Source organism: Streptomyces sp. NPDC001450 (assembly GCF_053597295.1).
The window spans coordinates 194,853-210,978 of record NZ_JBSFHY010000011.1 but is presented as its reverse complement, the minus strand read 5'-3'; the positions used below and the strand labels follow the sequence as shown (position 1 = coordinate 210,978).

General features: G+C 71.5%; 15 protein-coding genes. 11 read left to right on the top strand and 4 right to left on the bottom strand.

What is annotated here, in order from left to right; genetic code table 11:
• Positions 1 to 3: 3 nt before the first annotated feature.
• The gene (locus ACWC5O_RS15160; RefSeq protein ID WP_450587163.1) at positions 4 to 1,641 is read left to right on the top strand and encodes a GMC oxidoreductase; all 1,638 of its coding nucleotides are present in this window, start codon (positions 4 to 6) and stop codon (positions 1,639 to 1,641) included.
• 17 nt (positions 1,642 to 1,658) lie between these two features.
• On the opposite strand, the gene ACWC5O_RS15155 is transcribed toward ACWC5O_RS15160, so the two are convergent.
• Positions 1,659 to 3,455 (bottom strand): AMP-dependent synthetase/ligase, encoded by a 1,797-nt coding sequence (locus ACWC5O_RS15155; RefSeq protein WP_450587165.1) that lies wholly within the window; start codon positions 3,453 to 3,455, stop codon positions 1,659 to 1,661.
• 296 nt (positions 3,456 to 3,751) lie between these two features.
• Here ACWC5O_RS15155 and ACWC5O_RS15150 point away from each other — a divergent pair, with 296 nt between their 5' ends.
• The 6 genes from ACWC5O_RS15150 (at position 3,752) to ACWC5O_RS15125 (ending at position 8,856) form a co-directional block, all read left to right on the top strand.
• The gene (locus tag ACWC5O_RS15150) at positions 3,752 to 4,549 is read left to right on the top strand and encodes a metallophosphoesterase family protein (protein ID WP_450587167.1); all 798 of its coding nucleotides are present in this window, start codon (positions 3,752 to 3,754) and stop codon (positions 4,547 to 4,549) included.
• A gap of 134 nt (positions 4,550 to 4,683) precedes the next feature.
• Complete coding sequence (locus tag ACWC5O_RS15145; RefSeq protein ID WP_450587169.1) at positions 4,684 to 5,124, top strand: SRPBCC family protein; 441 nt, start codon at positions 4,684 to 4,686, stop codon at positions 5,122 to 5,124.
• 82 nt (positions 5,125 to 5,206) lie between these two features.
• The gene (locus tag ACWC5O_RS15140) at positions 5,207 to 6,427 is read left to right on the top strand and encodes an ArsA family ATPase (RefSeq protein ID WP_450587170.1); all 1,221 of its coding nucleotides are present in this window, start codon (positions 5,207 to 5,209) and stop codon (positions 6,425 to 6,427) included.
• Between the two features lie 57 nt (positions 6,428 to 6,484).
• Entirely contained in the window at positions 6,485 to 7,021 is a 537-nt protein-coding gene (locus ACWC5O_RS15135; RefSeq protein WP_450587172.1) for a DUF5304 domain-containing protein, read from the top strand.
• A 67-nt stretch (positions 7,022 to 7,088) separates the two neighbouring features.
• The gene (locus ACWC5O_RS15130; RefSeq protein ID WP_450587174.1) at positions 7,089 to 8,042 is read left to right on the top strand and encodes an ROK family glucokinase; all 954 of its coding nucleotides are present in this window, start codon (positions 7,089 to 7,091) and stop codon (positions 8,040 to 8,042) included.
• Positions 8,043 to 8,100: 58 nt separating this feature from the next.
• On the top strand, positions 8,101 to 8,856 hold the full coding sequence (locus ACWC5O_RS15125) for an endonuclease/exonuclease/phosphatase family protein (protein WP_450587176.1): 756 nt from the start codon (positions 8,101 to 8,103) through the stop codon (positions 8,854 to 8,856).
• Between the two features lie 6 nt (positions 8,857 to 8,862).
• Here the strand turns inward: ACWC5O_RS15125 and ACWC5O_RS15120 are convergent, their stop codons facing one another.
• The gene (locus ACWC5O_RS15120) at positions 8,863 to 9,426 is read right to left on the bottom strand and encodes a hypothetical protein (protein WP_450587178.1); all 564 of its coding nucleotides are present in this window, start codon (positions 9,424 to 9,426) and stop codon (positions 8,863 to 8,865) included.
• Positions 9,419 to 10,198, bottom strand: coding sequence for an alpha/beta hydrolase (locus tag ACWC5O_RS15115; RefSeq protein WP_450587179.1), 780 nt, complete (start codon positions 10,196 to 10,198; stop codon positions 9,419 to 9,421). The genes ACWC5O_RS15120 and ACWC5O_RS15115 overlap by 8 nt, the downstream gene beginning before the upstream one ends.
• Before the next feature lie 162 nt (positions 10,199 to 10,360).
• Between ACWC5O_RS15115 and ACWC5O_RS15110 the strand changes: the two genes are divergently transcribed.
• The 4 genes from ACWC5O_RS15110 (at position 10,361) to ACWC5O_RS15095 (ending at position 14,164) form a co-directional block, all read left to right on the top strand.
• Positions 10,361 to 11,095 carry a lysophospholipid acyltransferase family protein gene (locus ACWC5O_RS15110; protein ID WP_450587448.1) on the top strand — a complete coding sequence of 245 codons (735 nt, stop codon included), beginning with the start codon at positions 10,361 to 10,363 and terminating at the stop codon, positions 11,093 to 11,095.
• Positions 11,096 to 11,123: 28 nt separating this feature from the next.
• Complete coding sequence (macS, locus tag ACWC5O_RS15105; protein WP_450587181.1) at positions 11,124 to 12,338, top strand: MacS family sensor histidine kinase; 1,215 nt, start codon at positions 11,124 to 11,126, stop codon at positions 12,336 to 12,338.
• On the top strand, positions 12,335 to 13,012 hold the full coding sequence (locus ACWC5O_RS15100) for a response regulator (RefSeq protein ID WP_450587183.1): 678 nt from the start codon (positions 12,335 to 12,337) through the stop codon (positions 13,010 to 13,012). Before macS ends, ACWC5O_RS15100 begins: the two co-directional genes overlap by 4 nt.
• A gap of 123 nt (positions 13,013 to 13,135) precedes the next feature.
• On the top strand, positions 13,136 to 14,164 hold the full coding sequence (locus ACWC5O_RS15095) for a 6-phosphofructokinase (protein WP_450587185.1): 1,029 nt from the start codon (positions 13,136 to 13,138) through the stop codon (positions 14,162 to 14,164).
• 18 nt (positions 14,165 to 14,182) lie between these two features.
• Here the strand turns inward: ACWC5O_RS15095 and ACWC5O_RS15090 are convergent, their stop codons facing one another.
• Positions 14,183 to 16,054: an anthranilate synthase family protein gene (locus ACWC5O_RS15090; RefSeq protein ID WP_450587186.1), complete on the bottom strand. Its 1,872-nt coding sequence runs from the start codon at positions 16,052 to 16,054 to the stop codon at positions 14,183 to 14,185.
• Positions 16,055 to 16,126 lie beyond the last annotated feature (72 nt).

Here is a 16,126-nt window from a genome sequence, read left to right as displayed (position 1 = left end):
CGCATGACAGCAAAACTGATGCAGCGTCAGCTGAGTCGACGTCACATCCTGGGCGTGATCGCCCTCCAGACCGCCGCCACGGCAGGTCTCACCCGCATCGGTCTTCAGTCCGCGCAGGCAGCGGAACCGGCCGCCGTCGACAACTCCCCGGCCATCGTCGTCGGTTCGGGCTACGGCGGCGCCGTGGCCGCCCTCCGTCTCGGCCAGGCCGGCATCCGCACCCTCGTCCTGGAGATGGGCCGCCTCTGGAACACCACCGGCAGCGACGGCAAGGTGTTCTGCTCCACCAGCGCACCCGACCAGCGCTCCATGTGGTTCCGCACCCGCACCGAGGCCCCGCTGGCCACCTTCCTCTGGCTGGACCTCGTCAACAGGGACATCAGTTCCTACCCCGGAGTCCTCGACCGCGTGCACTACGACAACATGTCCGTGTACGTCGGCCGGGGCGTCGGCGGCGGCTCCCTGGTCAACGGCGGGATGGCGGTCACCCCGCTGAAGTCCTACTTCGCCGAGCAGTTCCCGACCGTGGACGCCGAGGAGATGTACGGCACCTACTTCCCGCGCGCCCGCTCCATGCTCGGCGTCAACACCATCGACCCGGCCTGGTTCGAGTCCACGGAGTGGTACCGGTTCACCCGCACCTCCCGGAAGGCCGCCGCCAACGCAGGCCTGAAGACCACCTTCGTGCCGAACGTCTACGACTTCGGCTACATGCAGCGCGAGGCCGCCGGCACGGCCACGAAGTCCGCGCTCGCCGGGGAGGTCATCTACGGCAACAACCACGGCAAGCGCAGCCTCGACAAGACCTACCTGGCCGCCGCCCTCGGCACCGGCAACGTCACCATCCACACCCTGGAGAAGGTCAGGGCGGTCACCAGGGCGAGCGACGGGTCGTACGTCCTCACCGTCGACCGCATCGACAACACCGGCGCGGTCGTGGAGACCAAGCAGTACGGCTGCACGTACCTCTTCCTCGGCGGCGGCAGCCTCGGTACGACCGAACTCCTCGTCCGGGCGCGGGAGACGGGCACCCTGCCCGCGCTCGACTCCAGCGTCGGCGCCGGCTGGGGCACCAACGGCAACACCATGCTCGGCCGCGCCAACCACATGTGGGACACCGTCGGCGCCAGCCAGGCGACCATGCCCGTCATGGGCATCGACGACTGGGCCAACACCGCCAACCCGGTCTTCGCCGAGATCGCCCCGCTGCCCATGGGGTTCGAGCACTGGGTCAGCCTGTACCTGGCGATCACCAAGAACCCCGAGCGGGCCTCGTTCTCGTACGACTCCACGTCCGGGGCCGTGAAACTCGGCTGGACCCCGGCCCAGAGCGCCGTGTCGGTCGCCATGGCCAAGAAGCTCTTCGACCGGATCAACGCGGCCAACCTGACCATCTACCGGTACGACCTCTTCGGCTCGACCAGCAAGATCTTCGCGGACGACTTCACCTACCACCCGCTGGGCGGGTGCGTCCTGGGGAAGGCGACCGACGACTACGGCCGGGTCAGGGGGTACTCCAGGCTCTACGTCACCGACGGCTCGCTCGTGCCCGGCTCGATCGGTGTGAACCCCTTCGTCACCATCACCGCGCTCGCCGAACGCACGATGGCGCGGGTCCTCGCCGAGGACACCGCGCCATGAGCCTTCTTCAGGGGTGACTACTTCGCGTAGATCGCCTCGATCTCGTCCGCGTAGTCCTTCGCCACCACGTTCCGCTTGAGCTTCAGCGACGGGGTGAGGTGGCCCGACTCCTCCGTGAACTGGGAGGACAGAATGCGGAACTTCCGCACCGATTCCGCCTTCGACACCGCGGCGTTGCCGTCGTCGACCGCCGCCTGGATCGCCGCCAGCAGATCCGGGTCCTCGCGCAGCGACGCCGCGGTGGAGCCCGCCGGCTTGCCGTGCTCAGCCGCCCATCGGCCCAGGAACTCGTCGTCGACGGTGACCAGCGCGCCCACGAACGGCCGCCCGTCGCCCACCACCATGCACTCCGCGACCAGCGCGTGGGCGCGGATACGGTCCTCGATCACGGCCGGAGCCACGTTCTTGCCGCCCGCGGTGACGATGATCTCCTTCTTGCGGCCGGTGATCCTGAGGTAGCCGTCCTCGTCGAGGGTGCCGATGTCACCGGTGTGGAACCAGCCGTCGGCGAGCGCCTCCGCAGTCGCGCCGGGGTTGTTCCAGTACTCCTTGAACAGGTGCTCGCCGTGCAGCAGCACCTCGCCGTCGTCCGCTATCCGGATCACCGAGCCGGGCAGCGGCTGGCCGACCGTGCCGATCTTCTGCCGGTCCCAGGGGTTGAACGCGGTCGCCGCGCAGGACTCGGTCAGGCCGTAGCCCTCCAGCACCGTGAAGCCGATGCCGCGGAAGAAGTGACCGAGCCGCTCGCCCAGCGGGGCGCCGCCGGAGATCGCGTACTCGCCCCGGCCGCCGAGGACCGCGCGCAGCTTGCTGTAGACCAGCTTGTCGAAGACCTTGTGCTTGATCTTCAGGCCGACGGACGGGCCCGACGGGGTGTCCTGCGCCTTGCTGTAGGCGATCGCGGTGTCCGCGGCCTTGTCGAAGATCGCGCCCTTGCCGTCCGCCTGCGCCTTGGCGCGCGCGGAGTTGTACACCTTCTCGAAGACGCGCGGGACACCGAGGATCAGAGTCGGCCGGAAGGCGGCCAGCTCGTCGGTGAGGTGCTTGATGTCCGGGACGCAGCCCAGCTTGATCGGCGCCATCATCGGCGCGATCTGCACCAGCCGCCCGAAGACGTGCGCGAGCGGCAGGAAGAGCAGGACCGAGCACTCACCGGTGCGGAACAGCGGGCGCAGCCGCTCCACGATGTTGCCGCACTCGGCGAAGAAGCTGCGGTGGGTGAGGACGCAGCCCTTGGGGCGCCCGGTCGTACCGCTCGTGTAGACGATGGTCGCCGGGTCGTCGGCCTTGGCGAGCGAGCTGCGCTCCTCCACGGTCGCGTCGGAGACGCCCTGCCCGAGCCGGCCCAGCTCCTCCAGGCCGCCGGCCTCGATCTGCCAGACGTTCTTGAGGGCGGGCAGCGAGTCGCGCACCGACTCGACGGCGGCGGCGTGGTTGTCCAGCTCCACGATGCAGGCGGTCGCACCCGAGTCGGACAGGATCCACTGCACCTGCTCCGCCGAGCTGGTCTCGTACACCGGCACGGTGACCGCGCCCGCGCTCCAGATCGCGAAGTCGAGGAGCGTCCACTCGTACCGGGTGCGGGACATCAGGCCGACCCGGTCGCCCGGCTGCACACCGGAGGCGATGAGACCCTTGGCGGCGGAGTGCACCTCGGCCAGGAACTCCGTGGCCGTCACGTCCTGCCAGGCGCCTCCCACCTTGCGGGCGATGACGGCGACGTCGGGATGCTGCGCGGCGTTTCTGCGGACGATGTCGGTCAGATTGCCGTCCGCAGGGACCTCGTACAAAGCCGGAAGGCTGAACTCGCGCAAGACTGCTGCTCCTCATAGGGCGCCGGCGCCACGACACTGTGTGATGCGACGGTGCGGTCCAAGGCTCGGGCGGGTGCTCGGGAATTCAGATGTTGAAATCCAGAGCACGACTGGACGGCCCGGACGTTACCCGCCGGTATGGCTTCTACGACAGGGGGTCCCGACGAGATGTTCGCTGCGTCACACGGGATGGCGTTCCTTCGCGCACAGTAGTCCACGGCTTAAGCGACCGGCGAGTAACCCCAGGCGGCGTCGCCACTGTTCACGCACATCCCACACGCCTACGCTTGATCGCCATGGCACCCACACGCTCCGGTAACCGAAGGACACGCGTCCATGTGGTCAGCGACGTACACGGCAACGCGCGTGACCTGGCCCGGGCCGGGGAGGGTGCGGACGCCCTGATCTGCCTCGGTGACCTCGTCCTCTTCCTCGACTACGCCGACCACTCGCGCGGGATCTTCCCCGACCTGTTCGGCAGGGAGAACGCCGACCGCATCGTGGAACTGCGCACCGCGCGGCGCTTCGAGGAGGCGCGTGCCTTCGGGGCCCGGCTGTGGGCCGGCATCGGCTCGGACCGGGCCACCGCCATCGAGAAGGCTGTGCGCAAGCAGTACGCCGAGCTGTTCGCCGCGTTCCCGGCACCGACGTACGCCACCTACGGCAATGTCGACATGCCGCCTCTTTGGAGCGAGTACGCGGGGCCCGGCACCACGGTGCTGGACGCCGAGCGGGTGGAGATCGGCGGCTGGACCTTCGGCTTCGTGGGCGGCGGGCTGCGCACCCCGATGCGGACGCCGTACGAGATCGACGACGAGGAGTACGCGGCGAAGATCGAGGCGGTCGGCGAGGTGGACGTGCTGTGCACGCACATCCCGCCGGAGGTTCCGGAGCTGGTGTACGACACGGTCGCGCGCCGCTTCGAGCGCGGCAGCCGGGCTCTCCTGGACGCGATCCGCCGCACCCGCCCGCGCTACTCCCTCTTCGGCCACGTCCATCAGCCGTTGGTGCGCCGGATGCGGATCGGGGCGACGGAGTGTGTGAACGTGGGGCACTTCGCGGGGACGGGCAGACCGTGGGCGCTGGAATGGTGAGCCCCGGAACTGCGGGGCGGCGCAGGGGTGGCGGAGGTGCGACGGTGTGAAGGACGGGGTGAAGGCGCCAGGTCGGCGGCGCGGTAGCCTTCACGCTGCACACTCTTAGGTCTGTATCTGGAGGAGCCACGGCGATGGCGGAACACACCAGTTCGAGCATCACGATCGAGGCGGCTCCGGCCGACGTCATGGCGGTGATCGCCGACTTCGCCCGCTACCCGGACTGGACCGGCGAGGTCAAGGAGGCGGAGGTCCTCAAGGCCGACGACCAGGGCCGCGCCGAGCAGGTCCGCCTCGTCATGGACGCCGGGGCCATCAAGGACGACCAGACCCTGGGCTACACCTGGACCGGCGAGAACGAGGTCTCCTGGACCCTGGTGAAGTCCCAGATGCTGCGCTCGCTGGACGGCTCCTACATCCTCAAGCCGGCCGGCGCGGGCGCCACCGAGGTCACCTACCAGCTCACGGTCGACGTCAAGATCCCCATGCTCGGCATGATCAAGCGCAAGGCGGAGAAGGTCATCATCGACCGCGCGCTGGCGGGCCTGAAGAAGAGGGTCGAGTCGGCCGACTGATCTCTGCCCACCCAGTCGTGCTGCTACTGCCGTGGGCGGCCGCAGCACCGGGCACCCCTGCTCTCCGTTACCGTTCACCCTCATGCGCACCATCCTGATCACGGGCCCGGGCGGCAGCGGTCGCACGACCGTGGCCGCTGCCACTGCGGTCGCCGCCGCCCGCGAGGGCACCCGCACCCTCCTCCTGAGTGCCGACCGCACGGACACCCCGGGCACGGCACTGGGCGCCGCGACAGGACCGACCCCCACCGAGGTCACCGAGTACCTCACCGCCTGGCGTCCCGACGCCATGGAACGCTTCCGGCAGGACCTCACCGCCTTCCAGACCCGCGCCGCGAACGTCCTGGACCTCCTCGGCGCCGCCCGGCTGGACGGCGAGGAGGTCACCCCGCTGCCCGGTGCCGAGGAGCTGTCCTTCCTGCGCGCCCTCCGGGACGCCGCTCTCTCCGAGCGCTACGACCTCCTCGTCGTCGACCTCCCACCCCTCCCGCAGGCCCTGCCCCTGCTCGCCCTCCCCGAGGAACTGCGCCGCTACCTGCGCCGCCTGCTCCCGCCCGAGCGGCAGGCGGCCCGCGCCCTGCGCCCGGTGCTCGGCCGGCTGGCCGGCGTCCCCATGCCCGCCGAGTGGCTGTACGAGACGGCGGCCCGCTGGGATGTCGAGCTGGCCGCCGTCGAGGCGGTCCTCACCGACCGGCACACCGCCGTACGCCTGGTCGCCGAACCCGGCCCCGCCGGCGCCGACGCCGTACACACCGCGACGCTCGGCCTCGCCCTGCGCGGCCTGCGCACCGAGGCCCTGATCGCCAACCGCGTCCTGCCCGAGACCGCCCCCGACACCCGGGCCTCCCACTCGTCGCCCGGCCATCACCCCTGGGCGAGCTTCGCGCCCTTCCTGACTCTCCTCGCCCAGCAGCGCAAGGCCCTGGCCGAGTGGGCCGAGCCGTACCACCTCCACACCGTCCCCCACCTCGGTCGCGACCCGCACGGCACCGACGACCTGGACGCCCTCGCCGTCCCCGGCGTCAACCCCGTGACCCCCCCGGTCGAGTGGCCCGTCGCCGACTGTCTCACCGAGGACGGCGTGCTCGTCTGGCACATCCCGCTGCCCGGCGCGATACGGGACGAGCTGGACCTGATCCGGCGCGGCGACGAGCTCGTGATCACCGCGGGCCCCTTCCGGCGGATCGTTCCGCTTCCCTCCGCCCTGCGCCGCTGCACCGTTGCCGGGGCTGCTCTGCGCGAGGGTGAGCTGCGCATCCGCTTCGCTCCCGATCCCGACCTGTGGCCCGCCGGCGGACGGTGAACCGCGTACGCCCGTTCGGGTAACGTCGTAGGGGCGAACCGTAGTCAGGAGTCCGCCATGAGCGAAGAGCGCCCCGCACCCGACCCCGCCGAGGAGGTCCACGAGGTGGGGGTCCCCCCTGCTGGAGCGCAGTCGGAAGCTCGGGGGAGGGCGACCGACTCCGACTCCGACGCCTGGGCCACGGCCTGCGCCGAGGACCTCGCGGCCGAGAAGGCGCGCCGCCGCGCCGAGCAGGGCCCGCCCCCGGGCTCCGCCGCCGAGGAACTGCGCAAGCTCGTGGACACCGTGGCCGACAAGCTGTCCGGCCTCCAGTCCCCGCTCCTCGGCGCCGTCGCCGGGCCGGCGGCCCAGCAGGTGGTGCGCCAGGTCGTCCAGCAGGCGAAGGCCGCCGTCGAGCCCGTCATCGAGCGCAACCCGGACGTCTTCGACCACCTCGCCGCGGCCGGCAACGAACTGCTGGCCGCCTACCGCTCCGCGGTCCAGGCCCAGGAACACCGCTGGACCACCGGCGCGGCCGACCTGAAGGACGACTGGTCCGACCGCCGCGACCGGGGCGACGACACCGGTCCGGGGGAACGCATCGACCTGGACTGAACCCCTCCCACGGCAGGGCCTCGGGTACGGTTGGCCGTAGCGGGGCTCGACCGAAACTGAGGGATTCATGGGACTCACCATCGGCGTCGACATCGGCGGCACGAAGATCGCGGCCGGCGTGGTCGATGAGGAAGGCAACATCCTCTCGACCCACAAGGTGCCGACCCCGGGCACGCCCGAGGCGATCGTGGACGCCATCGCCTCCGCCGTCGAGGGCGCGCGCGCCGGGCACGAGATCGTCGGCGTGGGAATCGGTGCGGCCGGTTACGTCAACCGGCAGCGCTCCACGGTGTACTTCGCGCCCAACATCGACTGGCGCAACGAGCCGCTGAAGGAGAAGGTCGAGGCCCGCACCGGCCTCCCGGTCGTGGTCGAGAACGACGCCAACGCCGCCGCCTGGGGCGAGTACAAGTTCGGCGCCGGCAAGGGCCACCGCAACGTCATCTGCATCACGCTCGGCACCGGACTCGGCGGCGGCATCATCATCGGCAACAAGCTGCGCCGCGGCCACTTCGGCGTGGCCGCCGAGTTCGGCCACATCCGCATGGTCCCGGACGGCCTGCTGTGCGGCTGCGGCAGCCAGGGCTGCTGGGAGCAGTACGCCTCCGGCCGCGCCCTGGTCCGCTACGCCAAGCAGCGCGCCAACGCCACCCCGGAGAACGCCGAGACCCTGCTCGGCCTCGGTGACGGCACCCCGGACGGCATCGAGGGCAAGCACATCTCCATGGCCGCCCGGCAGGGCGACCCGGTCGCCGTCGACTCCTACCGCGAGCTGGCCCGCTGGGCCGGTGCCGGCCTCGCCGACCTGGCCTCTCTCTTCGACCCCTCCGCGTTCATCGTCGGCGGCGGCCTCTCCGAGGAGGGCGAGCTGGTCCTCGACCCGATCCGCAAGTCCTACAAGCGCTGGCTGGTCGGCGGCAACTGGCGTCCGGTCGCCGACGTGATCGCCGCCCGGCTCGGCAACAAGGCAGGCCTCGTAGGCGCGGCCGACCTGGCCCGCGAGCCCGACCCGATCATGTAGTCGGCCCCACTACGACGATGCCCGCCGCGTCCGGTCCCGGGACGGCGGGCATCGTCGTATGTTGATCGTCATGCTGCTTCCCAACTCCCGTACGGAACCGGATGGTTCCGCCGTCATCCGGGTCCTCGGCTACAACATCCGCTCGATGCGCGACGACACCGAAGCCCTGGCGAGGGTGATCACCGCCTGCGCCCCCGACCTGGTCCTCGTCCAGGAAGCCCCCCGCTTCTTCCGCTGGCGCAAGAAGCTGGCCCGACTCGCAGCGGCCTCCGGCCAGGTGATCCTCACCGGGGGAGCGACGGCAGCGGGACCGGCGATCCTCTGCTCACTGCGGGCCGCTGTCGAGCGAACCGAGGACGTCCTCCTCCCGCTCACCCCAGGTCTCCACAGGCGCGGCCTCGCCACCGCCGTCGTCCGGTTCGGCGGCGCCCGCCTCGGTGTCATCAGCTGCCACCTCAGCCTGCAGAAGGACGAACGCTACGAGCAGGCCGGCATGCTCCTCGACCGCCTCGCCGGCCTGGGCGTGGAACACGCCGTCGCGGGCGCTGACCTCAACGAGCGCCCCGACGGCCCCACCTTCCGGCACCTCGCCGCCGCCCTCCAGGACTGCCGGACCGCGGCTCCTTGGGGCGGCGAGTTCACCTCGACCCCCGCCAACCCCCACCAGCGCATCGACGCCGTCTTCGCCACGAAGGGCATCGAGGTGCTCGGCTGCGGGGTGCCGCTGGAGCAGCCGGGGGTCACGGAGACAGACCTGAGGGCGGCCACGGACCACCTTCCGGTCCTCGCCGCCCTCAGGATCCCGGCCAACTAGAACGTCTCAGACCACGGCTCCCCTACCGGGGTCACCGTCGTCGTCCTCGTCCGTCCGCATCCGCGTCACCAGGGTGACGAACCCGCCGAGGAACCCGCCGATGCCGAGGGTCGTCAGCCACCAGGTCATCTCCCAGCCGAGCAGCACGGCCACCAGGAGCAGGACCGGGCCGCCGACCACCCCGAGCCAGGCGAACTTCGCGGTCGTGTCGGCGGTCGGCAGCGGCGGCGGCTCGGGCGGCACGAAATGGCCCTCGTCGTCCTCGTCGAAGTCGTCCTCGGACGGTTCCGGCGCGGTGTAGTCGCGCGGGCCCACGCCGGGCGCGAACGAGACCGAGCTGCCCAGCGGCTTCGCGGGCCGCGGCTCCTCGGAGCCGGCCGTGCCCTCGCCCGGGGACTCGGGCTCGGGCAGCGCGAGATCCTCGACCGGCCGGAAGGGCCTGGTACCCGGCGGGTCCGGTGGCTCCTCGCCGTACCCTGCGACGATCGCCCGCCAGGCGGCGTCCTCGTCGAAGGGCACGCCCTTCTCGTCCGGCTCGCGGTCCTCGCGGTCGGAGTCGTGCTCAGCCAACTGCGGCCGTCCCTTCATTGCCGACACTGGGTGCGAGCCGGCCGATGAAGGCGAGGCTCTCCTCGAAGATCCGGTCCGCATCGTGGTCCAACGTCGCCACGTGGTAACTCTGTTCCAGTACGACCTCCGTTACGTCCACGGAGGACACCCGGCTCAGCACCCGCGCCGAGTCCGCCGCCGGGACCACATGGTCCTGGGCGCTGCGCAGCAGCAGCAACGGCTGGGTCACCTGGGGCAGCTCGCCGTCCAGCCGGCGCAGGAACACTCGCAGGGAGTGCGCCGGGTGCAGCGGCACCCTGTCGTAACCCAGCAGCGCCGGGCCGCCCTTGGCGATGTCGCTGGCGATGCCCTTCGTCGTCCGCACCAGGTGCCGGGCCACCGGAAGGGCGTACGCCGACAGGCCGTGCACCCGGGTCGCCGGGTTGACGACGACCACCCCGGCGACCCGCTCGCCGTGCCGGGCCGCCAGCCGCAGCGCCAGCGCCCCGCCCATCGACAGGCCCGCGACGAACACCCGGGAGCAGCGCTCGGAGAGCACCCGCAGCTCGCGGTCCACCTCCGCGTACCAGTCCTCCCAGCCCGTGACCTGCATGTCCTCCCAGCGGGTGCCGTGCCCGGGCAGCAGCGGCAGCGACACGGTCAGGCCGTGCGCCGCGTGGTGCGCCGCCCAGGGGCGCAGCGACTGGGGCGAGCCGGTGAAGCCGTGACAGAGGAGAACACCCACCTCCCCGCCCTCGTGGCGGTACGGCTCGGCTCCGGGGAGAACCGGCACCTTTCGGGCTCCTGTTCCTGAGAAAGGCGTGAAGAACTCGCGGATGTACTTCACCGTACGCGACCGCACTGACACCGACCAGGGTCGTCGGGCTCATTGGCGGCGCTCCGGGATAAGGTCTGATCGACGGAAACAGGAGGCACGCGGGTGTTGTACGGCACGATGAAGGTCGCCATCGGAGGACCGCTGAAGTTCGCCTTCAGACCCTGGGTGGAGGGCCTGGAGAACATTCCGGCCGAAGGTGCCGCGATTCTGGCGAGCAATCACCTGTCCTTCTCGGACTCGTTCTTCCTGCCCGCGGTCCTCGACCGCAAGGTCACCTTCATCGCGAAGGCCGAGTACTTCACCACGCCGGGCGTGAAGGGCCGCCTCACGGCCGCCTTCTTCAAGGGTGTCGGACAGCTCCCGGTGGACCGCTCCGGGGCGCGCGGCGCCGGCGAGGCCGCGATCAAGAGCGGCATAGAGGTGCTGGAGCGCGGTGAGCTGTTCGGCATCTACCCGGAGGGCACGCGCTCGCCCGACGGCCGGCTGTACCGGGGCAAGCCCGGCGGCCTCGCGCGCGTGGCGCTCGCCACCGGCGCGCCGGTCATCCCCGTCGCGATGATCGACACCGAGAAGATCCAGCCGCCCGGCAAGGTGATGCCGAAGCTGATGCGCCCGGGCATCCGGATCGGCAAGCCGCTGGACTTCAGCCGCTACCAGGGCATGGAGCACGACCGCTTCGTGCTGCGCGCGGTGACCGACGAGGTCATGTACGAGATCATGAAGCTCTCCGGCCAGGAGTACGTCGACATGTACGCGACCGCCGCCAAGCGGCAGATCGCGGACGCGGCGAAGGCGGCCAAGGAAGCGGAGAGGGCCGCCAAGGAGGCGGAGAAGAAGCAGGCCGAGGGCTAGCGGGGAAAGCCGGGGGGAGCGGGGGGGCATGCCGAAGCGCGAGCGGGTCATGCGGATGTCGGTCGAGCTGCCGCTGTGGCGTGCGCTCGCCGGGTACCGCGTGCTGACCATGCTGTACGCCATCGGCCTGTGCGCCACGGCGTACGACCATTTCGTACGCCCCTGGGTCGCCGTCGCCTACTACGCGGTCCTGGTCGGCTGGACCCTGGCCACCCTGCCCAAGGTGGCGAACGCGGCGAGCTGCACCAAGCGCTTCCTGGCCGCCGACCTGACCATCGCCCTCGCCGGCATCATGCTCACCCCGCTCGCCGACAGCCACGAGCGGATCGCGGGCGGCGGCCCGACGCTGCCGTCGATATGGACCGCCGGCTCGGTGCTGGCCTTCGCCATCAAGGGCGGCTGGCGCTGGGCCGCCGTGGCCTCCACGGCCGTCGCCGTCGTCAACCTGGTCGAGCGCGGCACCCCGGCCCGCGACACCGTGCACAACGTGATCCTGGTCTGGGTGGCCTCCATCGCCATCGGCTACGTCGTGGAGGTCGCCCGCGCCTCCGAGCGCACCCTCGCCCGCGCCCTGGAGATCGAGGCCGCGACCCGGGAGCGGGAGCGGCTGGCCCGGGACATCCACGACAGCGTGCTCCAGGTGCTGGCGATGGTGCAGCGGCGCGGCGCGGTCATCGGCGGTGAGGCGGCCGAACTGGGGCGCCTCGCGGGGGAGCAGGAGGTGGCGCTGCGCACGCTGGTCTCCGGCGGGCTGCTGCCGGTCTCCCGGGTGTCGGAGGACGCGGCCGCCGGAGCCGTCGTCCGCGAGGTCGAGGAACCGGACGACGACGGGCCCGTCGACCTGCGCACCCTGCTCGCCCCCTACGCCGGCGCCCGGGTCAGCCTCGCCGAGCCCGGCGCCCCGGTGCCGCTGCCGCGACCGGCGGCGCGGGAGCTGGCCGCCGCGGTCGGGGCCGCCCTGGACAACGTGCGCCGGCACGCCGGTGCGCAGGCCCGGGCCTGGATCCTCGTCGAGGACGAGCCCGACGAGATCGTCGTCACCGTACGGGACGACGGCCCCGGTCTCCCCGAGGGCCGGCTCGCCCAGGCCGAGGGTGAGGGCCGGCTCGGTGTGGCCCAGTCGATCCGGGGACGGCTGCGCGACCTCGGCGGCAGCGCCGAGCTGATCTCCGTCCCCGGGCAGGGCACGGAGGTCGAACTGAAGGTACCGAAGGTCTCACGGGACAAGGCGGAGAAGCGATGAGCGAGCAGCAGGGCCCGATCAAGGTCATGGTGGTCGACGACCACCCCATGTGGCGCGACGCGGTCGCCCGGGACCTGAGCGAGTCCGGCTTCGAGGTGGTCGCCACCGCCGGCGACGGCGAGCAGGCGGTCCGCCGCGCCAGGGCCGCCGCCCCCGACGTCCTCGTGCTGGACCTCAACCTGCCCGCCAAGCCCGGCGTCCAGGTGTGCAAGGAGCTGGTCGGCCACAACCCCGCCCTGCGCGTCCTGGTCCTGTCCGCGAGCGGCGAGCACGCCGACGTGCTGGAGGCCGTGAAGTCCGGCGCGACCGGCTACCTGCTCAAGTCGGCCTCGACGGAGGAACTCCTGGACGCGGTGCGCCGTACGGCCGTCGGCGACCCGGTGTTCACGCCGGGTCTGGCCGGACTGGTCCTCGGCGAGTACCGGCGCCTGGCCTCCGAGCCCGTGCCCGCCCCGGACGCCGACGAGCCGGGGGCGCCCCGGCTGACCGAGCGGGAGACGGAGGTGCTGCGGCTGGTCGCCAAGGGCCTGAGCTACAAGCAGATCGCCGAACGCCTCGTCATCTCCCACCGCACGGTCCAGAACCACGTGCAGAACACCCTCGGCAAGCTCCAGCTGCACAACAGGGTGGAGTTGGTGCGGTACGCGATCGAGCGCGGGCTCGACGACGCGTGAAACCGCCTGGTCAAGCGGCATCCTGACAATTCACCGGAATCACCCTTCCCGCCTCTCGCTGTGTGACGCGAATCACCATTACCGTGACTGGGCGTCAGGCAACCGCGGCGAAGGGACACTTCCATGCGGGTCGGAGTACTGACCGGAGGCGGCGACTGCCCCGGGCTCAACGCCGTCATCCGGGGCATCGTCCGCAAGGGCGTCCAGGAGTACGGATACGACTTCGTCGGCTTCCGGGACGGCTGGCGCGGCCCCCTCGAAGGCGACACCATCCGCCTCGACATCCCCGCCGTGCGCGGCATCCTGCCGCGCGGCGGCACCATCCTCGGCTCCTCGCGCACCAACCCCCTCAAGCAGGAGAACGGCATCCGCCGGATCAAGGAGAACCTGGCCAAGCTGGAGGTCGAGGCGCTCGTCGCGATCGGCGGCGAGGACACCCTCGGCGTCGCCGCGCGGCTGTCCGACGAGTACGGCGTGCCCTGCGTCGGCGTGCCCAAGACCATCGACAACGACCTCTCCGCCACCGACTACACCTTCGGCTTCGACACCGCGGTCGGCATCGCCACCGAGGCCATCGACCGCCTGCACACCACCGCCGAGTCCCATATGCGGGTCCTCGTCTGCGAGGTGATGGGCCGCCACGCCGGCTGGATCGCCCTGCACTCCGGCCTGGCCGGCGGCGCCAACGTCATCCTCATCCCCGAACAGCGCTTCGACCTCGACCAGGTGTGCGCCTGGATCACCTCCCGCTTCAAGGCCTCGTACGCCCCGATCGTCGTCGTCGCCGAGGGCGCGATGCCGAAGGACGGCGACATGGTCCTCAAGGACGAGTCGCTGGACTCCTTCGGGCACGTCCGCCTCTCCGGCGTCGGCGAGTGGCTGGCCAAGGAGATCGAGAAGCGCACCGGCAAGGAGGCCCGCACCACGGTCCTCGGCCACATCCAGCGCGGCGGCACCCCGAGCGCCTTCGACCGCTGGCTCGCCACCCGCTTCGGACTGCACGCCATCGACTGCGTCCGCGAGGGCGACTTCGGCAAGATGGTCGCCCTGCGCGGCACCGACATCGTGCGCGTCCCGATCGCCGAGGCCACGGCCAGGCTGAAGACGGTGGACCCGAAGCTGTACGAGGAGGTCGGGGTGTTCTTCGGCTGACCGCGGCCCCCCGGACGGCTACACGGTCGTGCGGCGCAGCTGACCCGTCAGCTCCCGTACGACCGCGGCCCCGTTCAGGCTCAGCACCGACTCCGGGTGGAACTGCACCCCGGCGAAGCCCGGACCTCGTACGGCATGCACCTCCCCGTTCTCCGCCCGGCTCACCTCCACCCCGTGCGCGGCCAGCTCCCGTGCCGCCTCCTCGTCGCAGTGCGCCACGAAGCTGTTGTAGAAGCCGACGGTCTCCGCCCGCCCGAACAGGTCGATCGTGGTCTGCGCCCCCTGGTAGGGGACCTCCTTCCGTACGATCTCCAGCCCCAGCTCGGCCGCGATCAGCTCGTGGCCCAGGCAGACCCCTAGGACACCGTGCCGGTGGTCCCGGATCACCTCGGCCGTCACAGCGCGCAGGAAGCGCATCTTGGGATCGTCCAGGTCGCCGGGGTCACCCGGACCGGGCCCGAGGACGACCGGGCCCTCGTGCGCGCGCACGGCCTCCCGCAGCCCGGGCTCGTCGTACCGCCGGACGGTGACGTCCAGCCCGCCCGAGCGCAGCACATGCGCGAGCATCGCGGTGAAGGTGTCCTCCGCGTCGACGACCAGGGCGTGCCCCTCGAGGAACTGGGACCGCTCCTGCATCCGCAGCCAGAACGGCGCCAGCGAGGAGCGGCGCCCGTCCAGCGCGGCCCGCACCCGGGGGTCGTCGGCCAGCCGCGGCCGCTCCCGCTCGTCGCGCGGCCGGGACGGCCGTACCCCCAGGGCCGCCAGCACGCCCGCCGCCTTCGCGTGCGTCTCGGCCACCTCGCCCGCCGGGTCCGAGCCGCGCACCAGCGTCGCGCCGACCGGGACGCGCAGCCGGCCGTCGGCAAGGATGTCGGCGGTGCGGATCAGGATGGGGGAGTCGAGGGTCTGGGCGCCCCCGGAGTCCCGGCCGATGAGGGCCAGCGCCCCCGCGTAGTAACCCCGTCCGACACCGTCCCGCCCGAGGGGCTCATACCGCTCGATCACCCGGCACGCGTTCTGCACCGGCGACCCGGTGACCGTCGCCGCGAACATGGTCTCCTTCAGTACCTCCCGCACGTCCAGGGAGGACTTGCCGCGCAGCTCGTACTCGGTGTGCGCGAGGTGCGCCATCTCCTTGAGCCGCGGGCCGACGACCACCCCGCCCATGTCGCCGACGGTGCACATCATCTTCAGTTCCTCGTCGACGACCATGGACAGCTCCTCGATCTCCTTGCCGTCGGCGAGGAAGTCCAGCAGGTGCTCGGGCGTCGGTCCCCCGGCCGGATAGCGGTACGTCCCGCTGATCGGGTTCATGACGACGGTCCCGCCGGACATCCGCACATGCACCTCGGGACTGGCACCGACCAGCGTGCGGTCCCCGGTGTGCACGACGAACGTCCAGTACGCGCCCCGCTCGCCCTCCAGCAGCCGCCGGAACAGGGCCAGCGCGTCGGCCCGTCCGAACCCCGGGATGTCACCCTCGTACGTCCGCCGGATCACGAAGTTCGCGCCCTCGCCCCGGCCGATCTCCTCGCGCAGCACCCGCCCGACGATCTCGCCGTACTCCTCGTCGGCGACGTCGAAGCCCCCGCCCTCGACCCGCACGTCGTGGCCCGGCAGCGACCGCAGGGCCTCGGCCAGCGGGATCTCGTGCGACTCCTCGGGTGTCAGCACCAGCAGCGGCGTGCCGTCGTCGCGGACGTCGAAGCCGCGCTCGCGGATCTGCCGGAACGGCACCAGTGCGAGGCCCTCGTCGGGCAGGTCGGCGAGGCGGTCCCGGGAGGAGACGGGACCGAGCAGCACCTCCACCGTCTGCTCGTCGCGGCCCGGGGTGCGACGGCGGAGCAGGGCGAAGGGGCGGGGGTCGTGCAAGAGGTTCTGGAGATCCATGGGTGATCCTTCTCGATGGAGAGGAACGACCCCGGAAACACCGAAGGCCGCCTCTCGGGCGGCCTTCGCGAA